This window comes from Plantibacter sp. ME-Dv--P-122b (assembly GCF_030209375.1).
GTDB lineage: Bacteria > Actinomycetota > Actinomycetes > Actinomycetales > Microbacteriaceae > Plantibacter.
In genome coordinates, this window is record NZ_JARVSC010000001.1 from 402,934 (window position 1) to 424,911 (window position 21,978).

Genomic DNA, 21,978 nt, shown 5'->3' on the forward strand with positions numbered 1-21,978 from the left:
CGTGCGCGCGAGCGGCGTCATTGACCAGGTGAACCGACTCGACGGATTCGGGTGTTTCGGGTGTCGAGCGGCTCACCGGTTCGCGGTGATGGAGACGACTGTATCGAACTGTTGTCCCCTCTGGAAGGGGATTTGTCCTCTTTTCGCAGGACACCCCTCGCTTTGGGGGCATCACCGACAGAAGCCCTGGCATCAGTACGCGCCGACCGGTTTCAGGACCACTTTGACCGTCTGCCACATGATCATCAGGTCGCCCGTGATGGACCAGTTCTCGACGTAGTAGAGGTCCAGGCGGACGCTCTCCTCCCAGGTCAGGTCGGACCGTCCGGAGACCTGCCACATGCCGGTCAGGCCCGGCTTGATGTGCAGCCGACGGTGAACATCCTTCTCGTACTCCGCGACCTCGCTCGCCAGCGGCGGCCGGGGCCCGACGAGGCTCATGTCGCCGGTGAGGATGTTCCACAGCTGCGGGAACTCGTCGAGCGAGTACTTCCGCAGGATGCGGCCGACACGCGTGACCCGCGGGTCGTTCTTCATCTTGAAGAGTACGCCGTTCCCCTCGCTCTGCGCCATCAGGGCGGGGAGCGCTGCTTCGGCGTCGGTGACCATCGACCGGAACTTGAACATCGTGAACCGCTCGCCGTTGCGCCCGACGCGCTCCTGACGGAACAGGACGGGGCCAGGACTGTCGAGCTTGACGGCGAGGGCGATGAGTGCCAGCAGCGGCGAGATGAGCAGCATGCCGAGGCTCGTGAGACCGACGTCGAGCGCTCGCTTCATGATGTGGTGGCCGCCGTCGAACTGTGGGATCTCCACGTGGATGAGCGGCAGCTCCTCGACGGGGCGGAAGTGGATGCGCGGGCCGGCGACGTCGGTGAGTCGCGCGGCGAGGACGAGCTCGGTGGCCGTCCCCTCGAGGTCCCACCCGAGTCGTCGGATGTACTCGGTGCCCCCGTCGACGGGGCCGGCGATGATGACGGCGTCGGCGGTGAGGTTCGCCGCGGCCTGGGCGACGCCGTCGATGTGCGCGATGACCGGGACGGAGCTTCCGCGGCTGGAGAACGGTTCGGCCGTCTCTTCGTCGGTCACGGCTGCGCCGACGACGGTGTAGCTCATGCTGTGCTGCTTCGCGACCTGTTCGAGGACGTAGGCGACGTCGTCCCGCTTGCCCACGACGACGGTCCGTGCGGTGTACTCACCGACTCGGCGACGGCTGAGGAGCCAACGGCGCCACATCCAGCGGGAGACGAGGAGCGCGAGTGTCCCCGCGGGGAGCGCGAGGATGAAGTACCCCCGTGCGATGTCGATCTTCAGGATGAGGAAGGCGATGGCGAGGATGCCGAAAGCGAACGCACTGGCGTTGACGACACCCTTGTACTCGGCGACGCCGGAGCCGATGATGCGGCTGTCCCGGGTCCTGGTGAACCCCAGGAAGGCGAGCCACACGAGCACGATGACGCCTGACAGGAGAGCGTAGAGCTGCTGCGCCTCCGGGCCGACGGGTTCGTCTCCGAATCGCACGACGAAGGCCGCTGAGACGGCGAAGAGCGCGATCGCGCTGTCGGTGAGGACGACCCGACGACGGTATCGCTTCGACCACTCGCGTTGCGTCAGCGAGGCGACCGCGGCGGGGGAGGAGGCCGCGACGGCTCGACGCCGGCGCAACCCGATGGGGCTCGCGATCGGACCGGTGATCGGGAAGGCGTGTTCGTTGACGTCGGTGCTCACGCGCTGGTCCACCGTTCCGAGCGGTGCGGGAGGGTGGCCGCGGTTCGGGTGTGCGGACATGGGCGTCGGAGGGTCCGACGGCGGTTCGGGTACGTCGTCATGAGGGCTGCTATCCACTTGTGGGGTCGGGTGTGATGCTGGTGCGCGGTGCGCACGGGCGGTTCGGGCCGCCCGCGGAGAACGCGACGTCACTCGTGTGCCCACGACCGACCGGTGAACCCGGTCGAGATGAGCGTCCCCCTTAGATATCCCTCAACTGTAGGAAGCGGGGGTCATCGGCGGATCCCCCACTCCAGGGGGGTACCGGCCCCCAATTCTGGGGGTGAGGGCGATGCTGGACGCGTGATTCCGTCGTCATTCGTCGATCTGGCCACGGACCCCGTCGGCCGCTCTCGTCACCACCTGGTGGGGGACAGCACGGGCCACCGTCGTCACGCCGGTGGTGAGTGGCGGCTCGGCCGGACGCGCAGCGACTACATTGGTGCCATGGATGGAGCGCGCGCGACGGATGGCGTGATCGCCGACGATGCCCGCGATCCCATGGCCGATTGGCCCACCGGGCGCCTCCTGTCCACGGCCTCGCGACTGATCGAGCACACCTGGCAGCAGGCCCTCGACGGCATCGGTGTCACCCACGCCGGTCTCATCGTGCTGCACCTGCTCGACAGCGGCCCCGCCAGTCAGAAGGAGCTCGCCCGACGAGCCCGCGTGCAGAACCAGACGATGTCCCGAACGCTCGACCGACTCGAACGGGCCGGTCACATCGAGCGCATCGCCGCGGCCGACGACCGTCGTCGTCACGTGGTGAGCCGGACGCAGGCGGGCGACGAAGCCTGGTTGGCCGCACATCGACTCGAAGCCGACGTGTTCCCCGAACTGCCCGACGAGTCGGCGTTGCGGTCCCAGTTGCTCGCGATCATCCGTTCCGGCGAGTCCGCCCGCTGGTCGCCGGAGGACGTCGAACCCGCCTGACCTGCCCGCCAGATCGCCCTTCCCCGGTCGCTGAGCGTGCCCTCACCCGGTCGCTGAGCTTGTCGAAGTGTCCCCGGGGAACCGTCGTGATGCGGGGGTGTCCGGCCGGGGCTGCCCTTCGACAGGCTCAGCGACCGGACAAGGTCCGGGTGCACCGTTTCCGGTCGCTGAGCTTGTCGAAGTGCCCCCGGGAACCGTCGTAATGCGAGCGTCTCCGGCTGCGGCTGCACGTCGGGCGTCCACTCGGGGGTCGATCCTGGCGCACGCGTACCCCGTCCGGGGGCATTCGAGCTGGTGCTCCGGGACGAGAGTGGCTAGTGTGATCAAAGTTTCTATTGTGACTGTTGTGACAGGATGACGGCCGCGACCCGCCGAGGTCGCCGTGATCGTGTCGTCGGACTGGAGAATGATGACCCCCGCACGAACGCCCGGAGCGCAGTACGGCCGCCGCCGTCCCTGGCTGGCGATGGCCCTCTCCGTCGGCGTCGTCACGGCGTCACTCACCGTCGGTGCCCTGCCCGCTCACGCGGACGACTACCCGAGCTGGGCCGACGTCGAAGCGGCCAAGTCGAGTGAGTCCGCGAAGGCCGCCGAGATCACGAACATCACCGCACTCATCACCTCGCTGCAGGAGCAGTCCGACGCCGCGTTCCGCACCGCGCAGATCGCCGCAGAGGCCTACCGTCAGGCGCAGGACGCCGTGACCGAGGCGACCGCCCGCGAGTCTGCGCTGCGTGAGCAGGCCGAGGCTGCCGCGGCCGCCGCCAAGGTCTCGAAGCAGCGCGCCGGTGCGCTCATCGCGCAGCTGTCGCGCGGCGGTGGTGGCGACGTCTCGCTCGACCTCGTCCTCGGCGCGGGGAAGTCCGACGACCTGCTGTCGCGGCTGTCCGTCATGGACAAGCTGGGCGAACGGAACGCCGCGAGCTACGCCGAGGCGGTGACCGACCGCAACGCGGCGAGCGGCCTGACCGACCAGGCGGAGGTCGCCAAGACGGAACGCGAACGCCTCGAGGGCGAGGCGCAGACGAAGTACGACGAGGCGGAGAGCGCCTCGGCGGCGGCATCCGCAGCGGTGGCGGCACAGGAGCAGCAGGCCGACCAGCTCTACGCGCAGCTCGCCTCCCTGAAGAACACCACCGCCGAGACCGAGCGCGGGTACGCGGCCGGCGAGTCCGCTCGCCAGGCGGCGGAAGCGGCTGCAGCGGCGGCAGCGGCGGCCAACACCCCTCCCGCGTCGTCCGGCGGTTCGTCCGGCGGCGGTGGATCGAGCGGTGGTGGTGGCGGCGCGTCCAGCGGCGGTGGCGGCGGTGGCGGCTCGGTCGCACCTCCGAACTCCGCCGGCGTCGAGTCGGCGATCGCCTTCGCGCTCGCCCAGGTCGGCAAGGGCTACCAGCTCGGCGGTTCCGGCCCGAACGTCTGGGACTGCTCGGGCCTCACCCGCGCTGCCTACGGGAGCGGCATCGGCACGCACTCGGCGACGAACCAGTACTACACGATGCAGTCGCAGGGACGCCTGGTGCCCTACAGCCAGAAGCAGCGTGGCGACCTCATCTTCTGGTCGAGCGGCTACGACTACTACCACGTCGCCATCTACCTCGGGAACGGCCAGATCGTCGAGGCGGCCAACGAGCGAGCCGGCACCCGGGTCGGCGGTATCTGGGGATCCGGCGACGTCGCACCCTACGTCGGTCGCCCGACGGGTTGATCCCATGAGCTCCGCCGAGGTCGACGCCTACCTCGCCTCCCTCACGCACCAGCTGAAGCCGGCGGTCGTCCGCTTGCGCGAGGCGATCATGGCCTCGGACGAGGGCTTCTCGGAGCACCTGAAGTGGAAGGCGCCGAGCTTCGTCTACGACGGCGAGGACCGCGTCACCTTCGCGCTTCACCCGGCCAACCGCATCCGGATCATCCTGCACCGGGGCGTGCAGCTGCGGGACGACGCCAACGCCTTCCGCTTCGACGACCCCTCCGGTCTCGTGGTGTGGGCAGCACCCGACCGCGGTGTCGTGACCTTCGCCAGTGCCAAGGCAGCGGCCGAGGCGGAGGCCGCGCTGCTCGAACTCATCTCGCGGTGGGTCCGGACCTGAGTCGCGCTCCGTCCGCGCCGGGCGCCCGGCCACCCGAGCGGTCCGGTCACCCGAGCGGCAGCACCCGGAGGTCCCGGAAGGACACGGTCGTGGTGGCCGCGGCGGAGCCCGAGAGGTACAGGCCGAGCCCCACGGCTCCGGCTCCCTGTAGCGCCGGGGTCTCATCGACCACCGCTAGCTGGAACGCCGTCGGTTCGAGGTCCCCGGTCCACGCCTTCGCCTCGATCGTGGTGCCGCCGGCGCCGCTGGTGCCCGTCGTCCGGGTCACGAGGTGGACCTCGGCACCCGCGCCCACGGACGTCCCGGCGAGGTTGGTCGCGGCGATCGTGCTGCCGTTCCGCTGCACCTGCACCTGGATGACGCCGGACGCCTGGATCCATGCGCGCGTGACGTATCGGTCGGAGCCGATTTGCCGGGTGATGAGCGAGATGAACTGCCCGCCGCCGCTCGGTGCCTGGTCGAGCGAGAAGGTCACCGAGGTCTCGGCCGCTGCGACTGTCGTCGCCGAGAGCACGGCCGTCCGGGTGGCACCCGGGGCGGCGGCGATCGTGCCACGGTTCGACGAGACGCCGAAGCCGGTCCGGCCGCCGGCGAGCGTCCAGGTGCCACCGAGGTTCGCGTCACCCCAGCCGCTGGTCACCTCGCGGGTGAAGTCGTCGGAGACGACCGCCGCGGGCTCGGCGGGCGTCGTCGGGTCCGTCGGCGTGGTCGGATCCGTCGGGGTGGTCGGATCCGCTGGCTCGACAGGCTCGGCAGGATCCGTCGGCTCCGCGGGCTCCGTCGGCTCAGGGGCGGGCGCCGCGGTCTCGCGACCACCGGCAGGGACCGCGTCGAACGCGTCGATCGTGAACGTGACCGGCCCGTTGCTCGCCGAGGCGGACACGTAGCCGGAGAGCCCGACCGCACCCGGCGCCTGGAGCGCCGCAGTCGTGTCCGCCGCCATGACCTGCCACTCGGCGGGTTCGGGGGAGGACCCGGCCCACACCTTCGCGGTGAGGCTCGTCGCCCCGTCCACCGGTGCACCGGCGACGGCTCGGAGGTGGAGCGCCCCGCTCGCCGTCAGCCCGTCGATCCGCTGCGAGACGAGCACCGTCGAACCGGCGAGCAGCTGCAGGCGCACGTCGTTCGCCGCGCGGTACCAGAGCCGGGCGGAGTACGCGGCGGAGCCGACCTGGCGGGTGATCACCGAGGCGTAGGCGCCGCCGCCGTTCGCGACGATCGACGGGGCGACGTCCGCGAGCACGTCGGCGGAGGCCTCGGCGACGCCGTTGAGGCGAGCGGTGCGGAGGCCTGCTGCGGGAGTCTGGATCGTCGCAGTCGAGTCGGACACCGCGAAGGCGGTCTTCCCACCGGCCACGGTCCACATGCCGCCGACGACGGCGTCGCCCCAGCCGTTCGTCGTGGAGCGCTCGAACGCGTCCGAGGCGAAGGGCTGAGCGCCCGGCTCCGGGTCGACGACCGGATCGGTCACCGTCACCACCTGCGTGACGCTCGCCGTCGCCTGGCCGTCGTCGGTGACGGTGAGCGTCACGGGGTAGTCGCCGGCTGCGGTGTAGGCGTGGCCCGCCGTGGCGCCACTGGCGGTCGCTCCGTCGCCGAAGTCCCAGGCGTATCCGGTGACGGTGCCGTCGGCGTCGGTCGAGGCGGTGCCGTCGACGGTGAGGTCCAGCCCGTCGACCGTCGGGGTGAACGCCGCGGTAGGTGCCTGGTTCGGCGGCTGCGGGGCGATGCCGTCGACCCCGACCGAGTGGTGCGCGGCGATCTGCGCGCCGGTGAGCGCCCGCGGGTAGACCGCGACGTCGTCGAGGCGGCCGTTCAGGTGGTCGCTCGACGGACGGTCCGGCCAGCCGGACAGCGAGGTGCCGCCGACCGTCCAGTAGCCGCTGTAGTCCTGCGCCCGTACCGTGCTCCGGTCCTCGGCCTCGAGGGTGCCGTCGATGTAGAGCTGCTGGCCAGTGTTGCCGAGGACCGCGACCACGTGGTGCCAGGCGCCGTCGTTGACCGCGCTGGCCGAGCTGACCGTCCGGACGGCCCCGGGGTAGAGGCCGAAGCGGACGCGCCCGTCGTTGCCGAGATAGACGAGGCGATCGCGGTTGCCGGAGCCGAGCGCGGTCCCGTTCGAGGCGCCGATGATCGGTCCGCCACTGGTCGACGTCGTCTGCACCCACGCCTCGAGGGTGAAGCGGTTCGTGAAGGGCTCGGTCGTCGCCGTCACCCCTCGTGCGTCGCCGCCGAACGAGGTCGAGGTGCCGCTGCCGTCCGACTCCGCGCCGGGCTGGTCGCGCCCGAGGGTCGAGCCGGTCAGCTGCAGATCGGCGGCGCCCACCCAGTCACCGCCGATCGTCCCCGTGCGCTCGTTGAGCGACCAGTAGTGCGAGGGGCTGTCCGCGAGGACCGTGCGGTCGAGGTCGGTGGAAGTGATCGGTGCTCCGCCGGCGGCCGTGAACGTCAGGTTGTCGCCCCAGGCTACGTTGCCGGTGGCGTCGGTCGTCTTCACGCGGTACCGGTACTCGCGACCGACGGTGAGGCCCTGGTCGACGAAGGTCAGGTCGAGCTTGTCCCAGAAGGACGACGCCGCGTTCACCGTGAACACGGGCGATGCCGTGTCGTCGTCGCGGATGACGTCGTACCGGAGCACCTCGCTGTCGCGGTCCACGTTCGACGGCCAGGTGACCTTCGCCGCGCCGTCGCCGATCGCAGTCACGGTCGGCGCCATCTTGGAGCCGCCGAGTTGCGGGCCCTGGGCGTTCGTCGAGACGGCACGCGTGCCGAACCGGGCGAGGCCCTGCTGCGGTGCGCCGTTCACCGTGGTGAACTCGCCGGCGTACAGCACGTAGTCGCCGCCTGCAGTGACGTCCCACGGCCCCTGGGTCACGCCGGTGAAGCTGCCCGCGTTCAGGTCGGGGAACCAGTGGAGCAGCTCCGTGGCCGGGTTGCCCTCGAAGTTGCCGTAGGTCCAGCCCCCGGGCGGGGTGTTGTGCGCGACCCGTCCGTTGCCCTGCTTCGAGAACGCGACCGCGCGGTGGTAGCCGTCGGAGTTGGGGAAGCCGCCGGTGTTGTCGCAGGCGTGCGCGTGCCCGGCCGTGTAGACGACGTCGCCGACGACCTGCACGGAGTAGCTGTCGCCGTGGCAGTCGGCCAACCACAGGAGACTGCCGTCCGCCCAGCTCATGCGGAAGGTGCCCTCGGTGGCCTTCCCGCCCTGGCTGTGCTGGTAGCCGACGCCGTAGACGCTGTCGGCGTCGGCGGACAGCGAGAAGACGGCGGACTTGGCGCCGCCGTTGCGGATCACGGAGTTGGCCGCCCAGGGGAGGACCGCACCGGAGTCGCCGGTGACGGCGCCCATGCCGAGTCCCGGCTCGGCCGAGCCGCCGATCGAGGTGAACCCACCGCCGAGTACCACCTTCGACGCGTCCGGGGAGACGACGATCGCCTTGACCGAGCCGCCGAGGACCACGGGGTTCCAGGGCTGCAGGGCTGCGTTCGTCGCACTGAGCGCGGCCCCGCGGAGCCGCTCGTTCTTCTGGACGGACGTGAAGATGCCGCCGAGATAGACGGTCGTGGAGGTGGCCGCGATGGACTCGACGGTGGCGTTCACCGTGGGTGCGAAGGTGGACACGAGGGTCATGGTGGGGAGCGAGAAGGCGGCGACGCGATAGCGGGTCGTACCGTCCACCTTCGTGAACGAGCCGGCCACGTACAGGCGCGACTGGTCGGGGGAGACAGCCATCGCTCGGATCTGACCGTCGAACGACGTCGCGACGTCCGCACGCAGTTGACCGGTCGCGAGGTCGTAAGCGAGGAAGTTGGAGCGGGCGACCGTGCCGACGCCGGCTGCGGCTCCGGCCGGGCGCGCCGTCGTGAACTGGCCGCCGACGTACACCGTCCCTCCGGCGACGACCTGGTCCCAGACCACGCCGTCGATCTGCGGAGCGGGCAGCGAGTCGGCGGTCACGGTGGCTGGGGTGAGCGGATCTGACGGATCGACCGGAGCGCTGTCGGCGACCGCGGCGGAGACCGGGACGAGCGCGCCGAGCAGCAGCGCCGCCGTCGTCACGGATCCCGCGAGGACGCCGGCCCATCGGCGGGTCGGCCGCGTCCGCGACTCGTCGGATCGTTCGGTTCGCGGTCGACCCACGGTGTTCCCCTCTTCCGGTGGTGGTGGCGCACCGGAAGAGCAGGCGGCCAGAGCACCACGCATCTGCTTCGGCACGTCTTTCGATGCTGTCAGTCCCCTGCGAGGGTTCCAAGCGCGGTGATGCCCCCAATTCGGGGCGATCTCGCGGGGACCGGCCGGTGCAACGGGCCGCGACGGCGGACGCGACGGACGTATGATCGACTGCCGAGCGGGCGACAGCGCACCGACGGACCGGTGGTGAAGGAGGCCTCGTGCGCAGTGCCGTGCTCGGCGTCGTGCTGCTCGTCATCGGGACGATCGCGATCCTCACCGGTGTCCTCCCCGCCCCGGAGGCACTCGGCATCGCGGACCGCGTGTGGCCGATCCTCCTGTTCGTCGTCGCGATCACCGTCGTCGCCGAACTCGCTGCCGACGCCGGCCTGTTCACCCTCGTCGCCTCCCGGCTCGTGCGCTGGGGCCGGGGGAGTACCTGGCTGCTGTGGGTGCTCGTCGTCGCGCTGGCCACGCTCAGCACCGTCTTCCTCTCGCTCGACACCACGGCGGTCCTCCTGACCCCGGTCGTCATCACGCTCGCGCGGCACGCCGGGCTGTCGCCGGTGCCGTTCGCCCTGACCACCGTCTGGTTGGCGTGCACGGCGTCGCTGTTGTTGCCGGTGTCGAACCTCACCAACCTCCTTGCGGAGCACGCGATCGACGAGGCTGCCACGGCCTCAGGTGGCGGCCCGCTCGGCCCCGGCGGATTCGCAGCGCTCATGGTCGTCCCGGCGATCATCGCGGTCGTGGTCCCGTGCGTGGTCCTCGCGATCGTGTACCGCCGCCAGCTCGCCGGTGCCTACACGGTGGACGTGGAAGCGCAGGACGACGACCGGGTGCTGCTGTGGACGTCCGGGCTCGTGGTACTCGTGCTCCTGCCGCTGCTGGTGTCGGGCATCCCGGTGTGGATGTCGGCGGTCGGTGCGGCGGTGATACTCGTCGTGGTGTTCCTCATCCGGCGTCCGGCGGCGCTGCGTCCGGCGCTCGTCCCATGGCAGCTCGTCCTGCTCGCCTCAGGACTGTTCCTCGTGGTCGAGGCGGCTCACGCTCTGGGGCTCGCGCGGGCGCTCGCGTCAATCGCGGGGTCCGGCGACTCCCTCCTGGCGCTCCTGCAGCTGGCGGGGGTCGGCATGGCGAGTGCCAACCTCGTCGACAACCTCCCGGCGTACCTCGCCCTCGAGCCGGTGGCCGGCGACCCCGTGCGCTTCGCCGCCCTGCTCATCGGGGTGAACGCGGGCGCGCTCATCACCCCGTGGGCGGCCCTCGCGACCCTGCTCTGGCACGCGCGGCTCCAGGCTGCTGATGTCGAGTTCGGTTGGGGCCGGTTCATCGCGCTCGGGTTCGTGGTCGCACCGCTGACGGTGGCCCTCGCCACCGTCGGGCTCTGGCTGGCGCAGGGTGCCGGCGCGATACTGCCGTGAGGTCCCTGAGCACTCTTCCCCGGTCCCCGAGCACCCTTCCCCGGTCCCTGAGCACCCTTCCCCGGTCCCTGAGCCTGTCGAAGGGTGGCGACGCGTCGCTCTCCCTCAGTGCTCGTGGCGTGCGTCCGCCGCCCGGCGCCGCTCCAACAGCTCCGCGACGATCCGGTCGATGAGGTCGAAGGGGATCGGTCGACTGAACGGGAACTGCAGCGTGTCCTTCGCCGCCCGGTAGTCGGCGACGGCGTTCTGGAGGGGCCCGTCGAACGGCGGGATCGAGTACAGGGCGATGTGGTGCTTCCAGGCGCCGAGGTAGAGCAGGTAGCGGTCGTCGAGCATGAAGGTCGGCATGCCGTAGCGGATGGCCTCGGTGACTCCAGGCACGATGCGGTGGACGCGGAGTCGGATCTCCTCGATGGCGTCCGCCGCGTCGGTGGGTTGCGCGGCGAGGTAGTCGTCGATCGTGGTGGGTGCACCCGGCATGTCTCTCCTCGTCGGAACGGAGACGGCACGGGAGCCGCTGCCCCCGTGCCGTCATCGTCCCATGTCCGCGTCTCGCGCGACAGTGGTGGTTCTACCGCTTCGCGAGGGCGCGCCGCACGTCCTCCTGGACGAGGTCGGCGTTCATGATCGCGCCGGCCATCGATCCGGCGGCCGCCGCCTGCAGGACCTGGGTCCGCAGGTTGGTGACGTCTCCGGCCGCCCAGACGCCCGGCACCGAGGTGGCGCCCAGCTCGTCGACGCCGATCGCATCGCCGAACTCGGCGCCGCGCGGGTGCGGTCGCGTGTGGAGCCCGAGACCGGTGAACGCCTCGGCGCGCACCCGGTTGACCGGGGCGACGGCCAGCGCCTCGACGGGGACGGTGCGGCCGTCGTCCAGGCGCACGCCGACGAGCCGGTCGTCGGCGATCTCGAGCCGCTCCACGACGCCGTCGACCACCTCGATGCCCCGCGCCGCGAACGCCGCCTCCTGCTCCGCCGTGAAGGCGCCCGCGGTGTTGCGGAGCACGACGACCCGGTCGCTCAGCTGCCGGAACAGCTGCGCCTGGTGGGCTGCGGCCTCCGCGTTCGTGCCGAGGACACCGATCACGCGGTCCTGGACCTCCCACCCGTGGCAGTAGGGGCAGTGGAGGGCGTCGCGGCCGAACCGCTCCCAGAGGCCGGGGATGGGCGGGAGCTCGTCGGCGGTGCCGGTGGCGATGAGGAGGCGGCGGCCCCGGACGATCGCGCCGTCCGCCGTCGTCAGGATGAACCCGTCGTCGTCGCGCCCGGCATCGACGACCTGGCCGTCGACGACGCGGACGCCGTACGACGCCACCTCCGCGCGGCCGAGGCGCAGGAGCTCGCGAGGCGGGGTGCCCTCTCGGGTCAGGAAACCGTGGACGCCGTCGGCGGGTGCGTTCCGGGGCTGGCCGCCGTCGACGACGATCACGGACCGTCGTGATCGTCCGAGCATGATGGCTGCGCTGAGCCCGGCGGCGCCCCCGCCGACGATGACGGCGTCGACGAGGTCGGTGGTGGTTGCCGGGGTGAGGGGAGTGCTCATGGATCGTTCCGTTCGGTCGACGTGCTGGGAGGTGTCCAGGGTGCGCCGACCGGTGCCGAAGTGGCAAGAATACTTGCCGGAGCGGCAACGCGCGAGCGAGAATCGACCCATGGCGCATGCACACGACGAGCAACGGTCCATCGACGGCGTCCTGGATGCCGTGGGGCCGAGGCTGCGAGCCATCCGGCAGCATCGCGGCACCACCCTCGCCGCACTGTCGGCCGAGACGGGGATCTCGGTATCCACCCTCTCCCGGCTCGAGTCCGGACAGCGCCGACCGAACCTCGAGCTGCTCCTGCCACTCGCCAAAGCGCACCAGGTGCCGCTCGACGACCTCGTCGGCGCTCCGCAGACCGGTGATCCCCGCGTCCACCTGAAGCCCGTCCAGCGGCACGGCCAGACGATCGTGCCGCTGACGCGTCGATCGGGCGGCCTCCACGCGTTCAAGAGCATCATCCACGGCGGCGACGGTCCGCAGACGCCTGAGACGCAGAAGGTCCACGAGGGCTACGAGTGGCTCTACGTCCTCAACGGTCGGTTGCGGCTCCTCCTCGGCGACCAGGACATCGTCCTCACCGCGGGTGAGGTCGCCGAGTTCGACACCCGCGTCCCGCACTGGTTCGGCCGGGCTGAGGCCGCTGCGGTGGAGTTCCTCAGCCTGTTCGGCAAGCAGGGCGAACGGATGCATGTCCGTGCGACGTCGACGAGGAGGAGCGCGTGATCGGACACGATGACGAGGAGGGTGCCCGCCCACCCGAGGACGACCGGCCGTTCGCGGAGCAGGTCCTCGAACGCCGTGGGTTCGCGATCACGGCGGCCCTGTTCGTGATGCTCGGAGGGCTCGTCGTGCCGTTCGTCGGCTGGGTGGCCGGCATGGTCATGCTGTGGCGGTCGCGCGCCTGGACCACCAAGCAGAAGCTCTGGGCCACCGGCGGACCGATCCTCGCGAGCGCCGCGGTGCTGCTCGTTCTGGCCCTCCTCACCGCGAACGGGAAATCGACGGATGCCGGCGTCGGTGGCTCGCCGGTGATCCCCGTCGTCTCCGACCTCGGGTCGACGGCCGTCGTGCTGCTGTTGGTCGCGTACGCGGCGGCGGGCACCTGGTTGCTCTGGCTGGCGCTCCGGCCTGTGGGCCGGCGCGCCTGATTCGCGGTCGTCGCTCAGGTGGACCGGGCAGAGTGGAGAGATGCCCGACTCCTCGCGATTCCGCCGCCCTCTGCCCGTCCAGCCCGGACCCGGTGAGGAGTCCGTCTGGGAGTACCCGCGTCCGCCGCGGGTCGAGCCGCGCGACGAGCGCGTCGTGATCCGCTTCGGCGGCACGGTCATCGCGGAGTCCACGGCCGCGGTCCGGGTCCTGGAGACGAGCCACCCGCCGGTGTACTACGTCCCGGCGGCGGACTTCTCGCCGGGGGTCCTGGTGCCGGTCGACGGGACGACCATGTGCGAGTTCAAGGGCGAGGCCCACTACCTCGACGTCCGGGTGGGCGACGCGGTCGCCGCTGCCGCCGCCTGGACCTACCCCGACCCCCGCCCGGGATTCGCGCCGCTGTTCGGCATGATCGCCGTCTATCCGGGACGCATGGACGCGTGCGAGGTCGACGGGGTGCCGGTGCGGGCGCAGGAGGGCGACTTCTACGGCGGATGGATCACGCCGGGGATCGTCGGGCCGTTCAAGGGCGCCCCGGGCACGCGCGGCTGGTGATCGGGCGCCGACGGACGGCTCTGCCTACACCCGCTCGACCCACGCGTGCAACGTCTGGGGCACCGGTCGTCCCCGTGCCACGCTGAGCGACAAGCGTCGACGACGACGAGGCGCGCAGGAGGCGGTCGGGGCCATGGACGTGTTCGATGAAGCAGCGGACCCGGGTTGGTCCCTCCTCCGTGTCGTCCCGCTGTTCGGCCTCGCCGTCAGCGTCGGAGCGGTCGCCGGGGCGACCCTCGCGGCCGGTGCAGAGCTCTTCGGGGCGGTCGGGACCGTCTCGATGCATCCAGCCGATCTCGGCGGGATAGCCGTCCTCGTCGGCGGGCTGGTCGGCGGGATGCTCGCAGCCGTCGGGGCGGTCGGTGCGCTGCTGGCGCTCGGCATCCTCGACCACTGGGGCGAGCGAGGTCCGGTCCATCGGGCCTGGATCGCCGGTAGTGGTGCGGCCTTCCTCGTCCTGATCGTCGGCGGGCTCATCGCCGCACCCATCGGACTCGCCTCGACGATCGGGGTCGTCGTGTTCGCGGTGCTCGCCGCCGGGGTGGCGGCCGGCGGTGGGCTCTACGCCTTCGAACGGGCCCTGGCGCGTCGTCGAGGCGGGTGGGCCGGCTTCAGCCGCTAGCCCGGACGGTCAGTCGGCGAGCTGCCGGAGTCGCGCCCGGTGCCAGTCGGTCTGCGTGAGGGCCGAGACGCGGAGGAGACCGGTCAGTGCGTCCCATCCGGCCGACCAGCCGATGCGGGAGGCGATCGTCCACACGCTCGCCTCGGGGTCGTCCGCGAGGACGGCCTGGACCTCGTCGGCTCGCCGCAGATGGTGCGCGGCCAGCTCGTCGCAGCGGTCCGCGAGTCCCGTGAACCGGAAGCCGTGTCCGGGGATCACCTGATCGCCGTCGTAACCACGGACGCGTTCGAGCGACGACAGGTAGGCCGAGACCGGGTTCTCCGAGGTGCGCGCCCCGAGCCCGAGGCCCGAGAAGATCGTCGGCAGCACGTGGTCACCCGTGAACAGGTAGCCGCGGTCCTCATCGCGCAGGGTGAGGTGACCCGTCGTGTGGCCGGGCGTGTGCAGGACCCTGATCGAGCGACCGGGGAGCGTCAGGACATCGCCGTCCTCGAGCGTCCGATCCGCGCGGGTGTCGCCGAGGTGTCCGGCGGGTGCCGTCGCACCCGCGGCCCAGGGGCGCACGGTCGTGTCGTCCGCCGGGACACCCCACTCGTCCAACGCTGCAGCGAGGTCGGCCGGGCCCGGTGGCGTCGAGCCGGCCGCCTCGTCCTCGAGGCGGTGCATGAGGATCGGTGCGGCGAGCTCGTCGCGGAGGGTGCCGGCGAGCCCCAGGTGATCGGGGTGCAGGTGGGTCACGACGACGCCCGTGAGCGTCGTCACGCCGATGCCGCGGAGCTCCCGCAGCAGGTGTTCGCGGCCTTCGGGGGTGTCCGTTCCGGGGTCGACGACGATCGCGCGTCCGTCGGTGCCGAAGAGCACCGAGCAGAGGGTGAACGGATTGCCGGGGTCGCCGGTCGGGACGGCGATGACGACCGTGTCGGCGTCGAGATGTTCCGTCGCAGGGATCCGGCCGTCGCGGAAGGCGGCAGCCTGAGACTCGCTCGATGGGGTGATCATGGTGCTGCTCCGGGTGGGTGTCGGGGGACGGACCAACCCTAGTCGTGGGGCCCGTCGGGTTCAGTACGATGGGTGCATGACCGTGAACGACATCCTCATCGGCGTGATCGCCCTCATCTCCGTCTTCGGCGGCATCGGCCTGGTCGGGGCGCTCGTCGCCATGGCCAAGTCGGGCTACCACGGCTGATCCTCCCCGCAGGAGGCTCGGCCGGTCCCGTGGCGGCTCAGCGGGCGACGGCTTCGTCCGTGGCTCGCTGCACCGCCGCGAGCGCTGCCGCGACGGCCGAACGCTGCAGTGAGCCCTTCCTCGCCGTCGCGACGATCTTCCGCTCGCTCATCCCGGCGATGGGCTTCCGCACGACGTCCGTCCGCGAGCCGATCGCGATGTCCGGGAGGACGGCGATCGACAGCCCGGCCGCGACGTGGTCGATGACGACCTCGTAGCTCGTGAACCGTCCGGCGACCCTCGGCTCGAACCCCGCACGACGACAGATCAGCGGGACGAGTTCGCCGAGGTAGGTGCCCGGTGCGTCGAGGGCCCACGACTCCGTCTGCAGCTCGCTGAAGGCGACCTGCTCCTGCGCGGCCAACCGGTGGTCGAGCGGCGCGATGAGCAGGAGTGGGTCGGTGGTGAGGGGCACGCTGTGCACGGAGGGGTCGAGGAGGAACCCGTCCTCCTGATCGACGGTGATCACGACGTCGCAGGTGCCCCGCTGGACGGCGGTGGTGCTCTCGTGCGGTTCGACCTCGATGAGTTCGACCTCGAGTCGCGGGTACTGCCGCGCGAGGGAGCGCGCGGCGGGGATGAGGATGGGGGCGATGACGCTTGCGAACCCGGCGATGCGGAACCGACCGGACGGCTCCGACTCGACCTCGGCCAGTTCGACCTCGATGGCGTCCATCTGCGCGAGTAGGGCCCGAGCTCGCTCGACGAGCAGCGCGCCGGTCGGCGTCAGGGTCAGCGTCCGTCCGCGTCGTTCCAGGAGCGCGGCGCCGGTCTCGGCCTCGAGCACGGAGAGCTGCTGTGAGACGGTCGAGGGGCTGAGGTCGAGCTCACGGCCGACGGCGCGGATCGTACCGAGGCGGTCGAACGCCTCGAGCAGTCGCAGTCGCACGGGGTTCAGGGCCATGCTGCAACAGTATCGAGCGCGCCAGGGCGCCCTCCACACGGGTCGCAGTCCGATCCGGGTCCCGTGGCTCCCGGAGGGTGCTGACCGTCGCCGTCGGGTCACTCCCAGGCGAGCTCCTCCGGCAGATGGCCGGGCTCGGCGAGTCGGGCGTTCCTGAGCACCGCACCGTCGGGGCCGAGCGAGAGCGCGGTCACCGAGAGCGAGGCGAGGCGCAGGCCGTCGTGGTCGTCGATGCGGACGATCGCTTCGTCGGCGTCGGCGGGGACACTCGTCGTGGAGCGCAACGTGCGCAACCACGGCTCCCAGGACGCGGCCGTCTCACCGTCCAGCGGCCCGATGGGCGACGGGACGTCGAGGAAGGCCGGCCGCCACCGGTGGACCCGTGGGACGTCGAGGTGGTCGGGGCCCTCGTGCGTCACGAGGTGGAGACCCGGTGCGACGTCGATCGACCGGAGCGAGGTACCGTCCCAGCTCGTCACGGCGACGCGGTCAGGACGCAGCTCCACGAGGTTCCAGGATCGAGCGCTGCGGGCGTCGTCCGCATCGACGCCGGTCGTGACGGCCTCCAACGGCAGGACGCCTCGTGAGGTCCACCCGGCGGCGGGCATGTGGAGGTCCTCGCGACGGTTGAGGACCACCGCCGCCCGGGGGCCACCCGCGGCGTCGTCGTTCGTCGCCAGCCACGCGCCGCCCGCTTCGCGGTCGTGGATGCCGCGGACGCTGTCACCGAGTCCGGGCCACCACGCGCCGGGCGGGTCCCAGGCGCGCCCCGGCTGCTCGTCCCGTAGCCCGAGGACGGCGATCGGCCACGCGCGCCCCGGCTCGAAGTCGATGATGACGGTGCACACCCTGGTTCCTCCTCGGCCGGCCGGACTAGGACAGACTAGACGAGGACCGGGCGCGGGAGCGCCGGAAGCAAGGAGGCGGCATGGGCGGGCAGGACGCATCGCGGGAGGCGGCAGGGCGCACGGTCGTCGTCGGGATCACGGGCGGGATCGCCGCGTACAAGGCGGTCGGCGTCGTCCGTGGATTCGTGCTCGCGGGATTCGACGTCCACGTGGTGCCGACCGAGAGCGCCCTCCGGTTCGTCGGCCTGCCGACCCTCGAGGCGATCAGCCGGAACCCCGTCACGACCTCGCTGTACGACGGCGTCGCCGAAGTCCGGCACGTCGCTCTCGGGCAGCGCGCGGAGCTCATCGTCGTCGCGCCGACGACGGCCAACACCCTCGCGAAACTGGCGGCGGGACTCTCCGACGACCTCCTCGGCACCACCATCCTGGCCAGCCGCGCACCGGTCCTCCTGGCGCCGGCGATGCACACCGAGATGTGGCAGCACCCGGCGACGACCGCGAACGTCGCCCTCCTGCGGTCGCGCGGGGTGGCCGTCATCGGGCCGGCGCACGGGGCGCTGACGGGCGGCGACACGGGGCCGGGACGCATGAGCGAACCCGACGACATCGTGGCCGCCGGCCTGGCTCTGCTCGCCGGACATGCCCCCGGAACCGACGCGCGCCCGGACGACCTGCGGGCCGAGCGCGTCGTCGTCTCGGCCGGCGGCACCCGTGAGCCGCTCGACCCGGTGCGGTTCCTCGGGAACCGGTCGAGCGGTCGGCAGGGGCTCGCCATCGCTCAGGCCGCCGCCGAGCGCGGGGCCGAGGTGGTGCTCGTCGCGGCGCACCTGGACGCCGATGTCGCGGCCGAAGCGGCTGCGGTCGACGGTCTGCGGGTCGTCCCGGTCGGCACCGCAGCGGAACTCGCGGTCGCCGTGGAGGACGTGGCGGCCGACGCGACGCTCGTGGTCATGGCGGCCGCCGTGGCGGACTACCGCGCCGCCGAGATCGCCGAACGGAAGATCAAGAAGGACGACACCGGCGACGAGCTCACCCTGCGACTCGTCCGCAACCCCGACGTGCTCGCCGGACTCGCCGCGGCCCGGGTGCCCGGACGACTGGTCGTCGGGTTCGCTGCGGAGACCGCCGCCGACCGCGAGGAGTTGTTGGCCCTCGGCCGGGCCAAGGTGGCACGCAAGGGCGCCGACCTCCTCGTGCTCAATCGTGTGGGGTGGACCGACGGCTTCGGCACGCCCGACAACGAGGTCGTCGTCATCGACGGCGTCGGCGAGGTGGTCGGCGAGGCGACCGGCTCGAAGCGCAGCATCGCCGACCGGCTGCTCGACCTCGTGCTCGCCCACCGGGCGGAGCCGGTTCGTTCAGAGGCGGGCGAGCCTCCCCCCGAACAGGGCTGACCACTGCCACGATGGCAGCATGCCACGCCTCCGTCCCGCGCGCCGTCGCGCCTCCATCGCCGCGGCGCTCGCCGGAGTCATCGTCCTCTCGATGGGTCTCGCGCAGCCGGCCGCCGCTGCGGAGTACCCCAGCTGGGAGGACGTCGAAACGGCCCGCTCGAGCGAGTCCTCGAAGCAGTCGACCATCGGTCAGATCGAAGGGCTCGTCCAGCAGCTGAAGACCGCTGCGGCGCTCGCGGAAGCTGAGGCCGTCCTCCGTGCCGACGAGTACGAGGCCGCTCAGCTGGCCGTCGACGAGGCGAGCTACCGTGCCGTCTCGCTGCGCGAGCAGGCCGTCGCCGCGACGACCGCGGCACAGGCCTCCAAGCGCCAGGCCGGTGCGCTCGTCGCCGCGTGGTTGCGGTCGGGGAACGTCGACCTCAGTACCGCCGCATTCCTCGACGGCCAGGAGCCGGAGTCGCTCCTCGGGCGCTTGAGCACGATCACGAAGCTCAGCGAGTCCACGGACGGCACCTACGACCGGGCGAAGACCGACGCGAACACGGCGTCGCTCCTCACCGAGCAGGCGACCATCGCCGAGGCCGCCCTCGGCGAGCTCGCCGCGGCGGCCGAGACCGCGCTCGGGGACGCGGTCGCAGCCCGTGCCGACGCCGAGACCGCCGTGTCCGAGCAGCAGGAGTACCTCGCGACGCTCGAGGCCCAGCTCGTGGTCCTCAAGGAGAACCGCGCAGCCACCGAGGCCGACTACCGCAAGGGCGAGGAAGTGAAGGCGGCTGCGGCCGCCGCTGCTGCAGCCGCGGCGGCCGCGGCTGAGGCTGCCAGGGCGGCTGCCGAGGCCGCTGCGAACGCCGGCGGGGGCGGGGGCGGTGGCGGCGGCGGTGGCGGTGCCTCGGGTGCCGTCGGGAGCCAGGGATGGGCCCTGCCGATCTCCGGCCGGATCACCGACAACTACGGACCGCGACCCGGCCGCCCCGTGCCCGGCGTCAACCCGTTCCACTCGGGCACCGACATCGGAGCGGGTTGCGGGCGAGCGGTCTACGCCGCGAACGCCGGCACCGTGGTCTACGCCGGCTGGCTCGGCACCTACGGCAACTGGGTCCTCGTCGACCACGGCGGCGGCGTCATGACCGGGTACGCGCACAACAGCAGCATCCTCGTCGGCGAGGGTCAGTGGGTGTCCGCCGGTCAGAACATCTCGCTCGTCGGGTCGACGGGTGCCTCGACCGGATGCCACGTGCACTTCGAGGTCAGGATCGGCGGTTCGCGCGTCGATGCCGTCCCGTTCATGGCGGACCGGGGCATCCGGCTGGGCTGAGCCGTGTCGGACGCCCGGGCGTCAGAGTCCGAGGCGGTCGAGTTCGGCGTCCATCCGGCGAGCCATCGCCGCGTACCCCTCGTCGTTCGGGTGGAGGCCGTCTGCGGCCATCCACTCCGGGTGTCCCTCGATCCAGTGCGACGCCCCTGGGATGGTGTCGGCGTCGATCTCCTGCGCGGCGTCGGCCACCCAACCGATGATCGTCTCGATCGACTGCGGTCGCTCGTCGGTGTACCAGAACGGTTCGACGACGATGAAGCGGGCCTCCGGGAGGGCGTCGCGGAGGCGATGCAGGTCCGTCGTGATCTGTTCGTGGATCCGGTCGGCGGCGTCGTCGAAACTGAACGCGTCGTTGAGGCCCATCGTGACGAAGACGATGTCGGGCTGCTCGGCGATGATGAGGGAGGGCAGGTCGCCGCTGCCGTCGCCGAAGCGGTCGCGGTGGTTCACGAACCCGAGGCCGTTGACGCTGGGGTTGAACTCCCGCCAGCCGCGTTCCTCGCTGACGACGGTGGACCAGCGGTTGGCCGGGTCGCTCGCTCCGGTGCCGAGGGTGTACGAGTCGCCGTAGAACGCGACGAGCGGTCCGTCGCCCGTGGCGCCGCCGGTTCCTGAGTCCGGCGATGCGCAGGCGGAGAGGCCGGTGGCGAGGGCGAGCAGGGTGACGGCGGCGAGCAGTCGTGATCTCATACGGATGCTTCGGAGCGGTGGGCGTCGCGGAGGGCCGAAGCGCCGGTCGACTGCCGACGGCCCGGAGCGCGAATGCGGTTACGGTTATGTCGTAGCAACGCGAATGCGTGCACTAGCCTGTCTCCATGCCGCAGATCCGTATCCGAGACGCCGCCCTGTTCCTCGGGGTCAGTGACGACACCGTTCGTCGCTGGATCGACCAGGGCGCACTCGTCAGCGCGAAGGACGACGCGGGCCGAGCGGTCGTCGACGGCCTCTCGCTCGCTCGGCTGGCCCGGGAGAACGCCGTCCTCCCCGTCGACCCCTCGGAGATCGGACGCTCCGCACGCAACCGCTTCGTCGGCATCGTCACCGACATCACGATGGACACGGTCATGGCGCAGGTCGAACTGCAGTGCGGCCCGCATCGCGTGGTGTCGCTCATGAGTAGTGAGGCCGTGCGCGAACTCGGTCTCGAACTCGGCTCGACGGCCATCGCCGTCGTCAAAGCCACGACGGTCCTCATCGAGACCCCGAAGGCGAGCTCATGAACCGCGCCGCATCCCGTCGATCCTTCCGGCTGCTCAGCGCACTGGCCCTTGGCACCGCGGTTCTGCTCGCCGCGTCCGCCTGCACCGCGCCCGCCGCGACGTCGACACCCACCGCCTCGGCCACGACGGACGAACTTAGCGGCTCCATCACGGTCTACGCGGCGGCGTCGCTCAAGACGACCTTCACCGCGCTCGCGGAGGACTTCGAGGAGGCGCACCCCGGTACGACCGTCGAGCTGACCTTCGCCGGCTCTTCCGACCTCGTCACGCAGCTCACGAACGGTGCTCCCGGCGACGTGTTCGCCTCCGCAGACGAGAAGAACATGGCGAAGCTGACCGATGCCGACCTCGTCGAGGGTGACCCGGTCGACTTCGCGACCAATGTCCTGCAGATCGCCGTGCCCCCGTCGAACCCCGCCGACGTGAAGACCTTCGCCGACCTCGCCCGTCCGGGCGTCAAGACGGTCGTGTGCGCGCCGCAGGTCCCTTGTGGAGCGGCCACCGTCGCCGTCGAGGACGCCACGGGTGTCGCGCTGAGCCCGGTCAGCGAGGAGTCGTCGGTTACCGACGTCCTCGGCAAGGTGACCTCGGGCGAGGCCGATGCGGGGCTCGTCTACGTGACCGATGTCATCGCGGCCGGCGACGCCGTGCGGGGCATCACCTTCCCCGAATCGTCGAAGGCCGTCAACATCTACCCGATCGCGCCGCTCGAAGGGAGCGCGAACCCCGCCGTCGCGGCGGCCTTCGCTGCCTACGTCGTGAGCGCCGAAGGACAGCGGGTGCTCGCCGACGCCGGCTTCGGCGCACCGTGACCCCGTGAGAG

20 protein-coding genes are annotated in these 21,978 nt (G+C 71.5%); 12 read left to right on the forward strand and 8 right to left on the reverse strand.

The features are described 5' to 3' along the window. Positions 1-192: 192 nt before the first annotated feature. Complete coding sequence (locus tag QRN19_RS01930) at positions 193-1,728, reverse strand: sugar transferase (protein WP_285024899.1); 1,536 nt, start codon at positions 1,726-1,728, stop codon at positions 193-195. 486 nt (positions 1,729-2,214) lie between these two features. Between QRN19_RS01930 and QRN19_RS01935 the strand changes: the two genes are divergently transcribed. From QRN19_RS01935 to QRN19_RS01945, 3 genes are all read left to right on the forward strand, one after another. Then, positions 2,215-2,700, forward strand: coding sequence for a MarR family winged helix-turn-helix transcriptional regulator (locus tag QRN19_RS01935; protein ID WP_285024900.1), 486 nt, complete (start codon positions 2,215-2,217; stop codon positions 2,698-2,700). A gap of 409 nt (positions 2,701-3,109) precedes the next feature. Further along, entirely contained in the window at positions 3,110-4,405 is a 1,296-nt protein-coding gene (locus tag QRN19_RS01940) for a C40 family peptidase (RefSeq protein WP_285024902.1), read from the forward strand. Positions 4,406-4,409: 4 nt separating this feature from the next. Beyond that, positions 4,410-4,787 carry a DUF1801 domain-containing protein gene (locus tag QRN19_RS01945; protein WP_285024903.1) on the forward strand — a complete coding sequence of 126 codons (378 nt, stop codon included), beginning with the start codon at positions 4,410-4,412 and terminating at the stop codon, positions 4,785-4,787. 46 nt (positions 4,788-4,833) lie between these two features. On the opposite strand, the gene QRN19_RS01950 is transcribed toward QRN19_RS01945, so the two are convergent. Continuing rightward, positions 4,834-8,925: a LamG-like jellyroll fold domain-containing protein gene (locus QRN19_RS01950; protein WP_285024905.1), complete on the reverse strand. Its 4,092-nt coding sequence runs from the start codon at positions 8,923-8,925 to the stop codon at positions 4,834-4,836. A 251-nt stretch (positions 8,926-9,176) separates the two neighbouring features. On the opposite strand from QRN19_RS01950, the gene QRN19_RS01955 reads away from it, so the two are divergent. Continuing rightward, positions 9,177-10,379, forward strand: a complete 1,203-nt coding sequence (locus QRN19_RS01955) for an SLC13 family permease (protein ID WP_285024906.1) — start codon at positions 9,177-9,179, stop codon at positions 10,377-10,379. Between the two features lie 105 nt (positions 10,380-10,484). Here the strand turns inward: QRN19_RS01955 and QRN19_RS01960 are convergent, their stop codons facing one another. Next, positions 10,485-10,859: an iron chaperone gene (locus QRN19_RS01960; protein WP_285024907.1), complete on the reverse strand. Its 375-nt coding sequence runs from the start codon at positions 10,857-10,859 to the stop codon at positions 10,485-10,487. 91 nt (positions 10,860-10,950) lie between these two features. Then, positions 10,951-11,922 carry an NAD(P)/FAD-dependent oxidoreductase gene (locus tag QRN19_RS01965; RefSeq protein WP_285024908.1) on the reverse strand — a complete coding sequence of 324 codons (972 nt, stop codon included), beginning with the start codon at positions 11,920-11,922 and terminating at the stop codon, positions 10,951-10,953. A 109-nt stretch (positions 11,923-12,031) separates the two neighbouring features. Between QRN19_RS01965 and QRN19_RS01970 the strand changes: the two genes are divergently transcribed. The 4 genes from QRN19_RS01970 to QRN19_RS01985 all read left to right on the forward strand — a co-directional run bounded on the left by QRN19_RS01970 (position 12,032) and on the right by QRN19_RS01985 (position 14,246). Next, the gene (locus tag QRN19_RS01970; RefSeq protein ID WP_285024909.1) at positions 12,032-12,643 is read left to right on the forward strand and encodes a helix-turn-helix domain-containing protein; all 612 of its coding nucleotides are present in this window, start codon (positions 12,032-12,034) and stop codon (positions 12,641-12,643) included. After that, positions 12,640-13,068: a hypothetical protein gene (locus QRN19_RS01975; protein WP_285024911.1), complete on the forward strand. Its 429-nt coding sequence runs from the start codon at positions 12,640-12,642 to the stop codon at positions 13,066-13,068. The genes QRN19_RS01970 and QRN19_RS01975 overlap by 4 nt, the downstream gene beginning before the upstream one ends. Positions 13,069-13,108: 40 nt before the next feature. Further along, positions 13,109-13,624 (forward strand): DUF427 domain-containing protein, encoded by a 516-nt coding sequence (locus QRN19_RS01980; RefSeq protein ID WP_285024912.1) that lies wholly within the window; start codon positions 13,109-13,111, stop codon positions 13,622-13,624. A 133-nt stretch (positions 13,625-13,757) separates the two neighbouring features. Continuing rightward, a complete protein-coding gene (locus QRN19_RS01985; protein ID WP_285024913.1) occupies positions 13,758-14,246 on the forward strand; it encodes a hypothetical protein in 489 nt (162 codons plus the stop codon). Positions 14,247-14,255: 9 nt separating this feature from the next. Here QRN19_RS01985 and QRN19_RS01990 read toward each other — a convergent pair whose 3' ends face one another. The 3 genes from QRN19_RS01990 to QRN19_RS02000 all read right to left on the reverse strand — a co-directional run bounded on the left by QRN19_RS01990 (position 14,256) and on the right by QRN19_RS02000 (position 17,223). Beyond that, positions 14,256-15,245 carry an MBL fold metallo-hydrolase gene (locus tag QRN19_RS01990; protein ID WP_285024914.1) on the reverse strand — a complete coding sequence of 330 codons (990 nt, stop codon included), beginning with the start codon at positions 15,243-15,245 and terminating at the stop codon, positions 14,256-14,258. Between the two features lie 224 nt (positions 15,246-15,469). Further along, entirely contained in the window at positions 15,470-16,375 is a 906-nt protein-coding gene (locus QRN19_RS01995) for a LysR family transcriptional regulator (protein ID WP_285024915.1), read from the reverse strand. Between the two features lie 98 nt (positions 16,376-16,473). Then, on the reverse strand, positions 16,474-17,223 hold the full coding sequence (locus tag QRN19_RS02000) for an NRDE family protein (RefSeq protein WP_285024916.1): 750 nt from the start codon (positions 17,221-17,223) through the stop codon (positions 16,474-16,476). Positions 17,224-17,303: 80 nt separating this feature from the next. Here QRN19_RS02000 and coaBC point away from each other — a divergent pair, with 80 nt between their 5' ends. Both coaBC and QRN19_RS02010 read left to right on the forward strand, forming a co-directional pair. Continuing rightward, complete coding sequence (coaBC, locus tag QRN19_RS02005) at positions 17,304-18,620, forward strand: bifunctional phosphopantothenoylcysteine decarboxylase/phosphopantothenate--cysteine ligase CoaBC (RefSeq protein WP_285024918.1); 1,317 nt, start codon at positions 17,304-17,306, stop codon at positions 18,618-18,620. A 19-nt stretch (positions 18,621-18,639) separates the two neighbouring features. Next, positions 18,640-19,935: a M23 family metallopeptidase gene (locus tag QRN19_RS02010; protein WP_285024919.1), complete on the forward strand. Its 1,296-nt coding sequence runs from the start codon at positions 18,640-18,642 to the stop codon at positions 19,933-19,935. 21 nt (positions 19,936-19,956) lie between these two features. Here the strand turns inward: QRN19_RS02010 and QRN19_RS02015 are convergent, their stop codons facing one another. Next, complete coding sequence (locus tag QRN19_RS02015) at positions 19,957-20,625, reverse strand: SGNH/GDSL hydrolase family protein (protein ID WP_285024920.1); 669 nt, start codon at positions 20,623-20,625, stop codon at positions 19,957-19,959. A gap of 125 nt (positions 20,626-20,750) precedes the next feature. Here QRN19_RS02015 and QRN19_RS02020 point away from each other — a divergent pair, with 125 nt between their 5' ends. Then, positions 20,751-21,155 (forward strand): TOBE domain-containing protein, encoded by a 405-nt coding sequence (locus QRN19_RS02020; protein ID WP_274499449.1) that lies wholly within the window; start codon positions 20,751-20,753, stop codon positions 21,153-21,155. Beyond that, positions 21,152-21,967, forward strand: a complete 816-nt coding sequence (gene modA / locus QRN19_RS02025; RefSeq protein WP_285024923.1) for a molybdate ABC transporter substrate-binding protein — start codon at positions 21,152-21,154, stop codon at positions 21,965-21,967. The genes QRN19_RS02020 and modA overlap by 4 nt, the downstream gene beginning before the upstream one ends. The last annotated feature ends 11 nt before the right edge of the window (positions 21,968-21,978 follow it).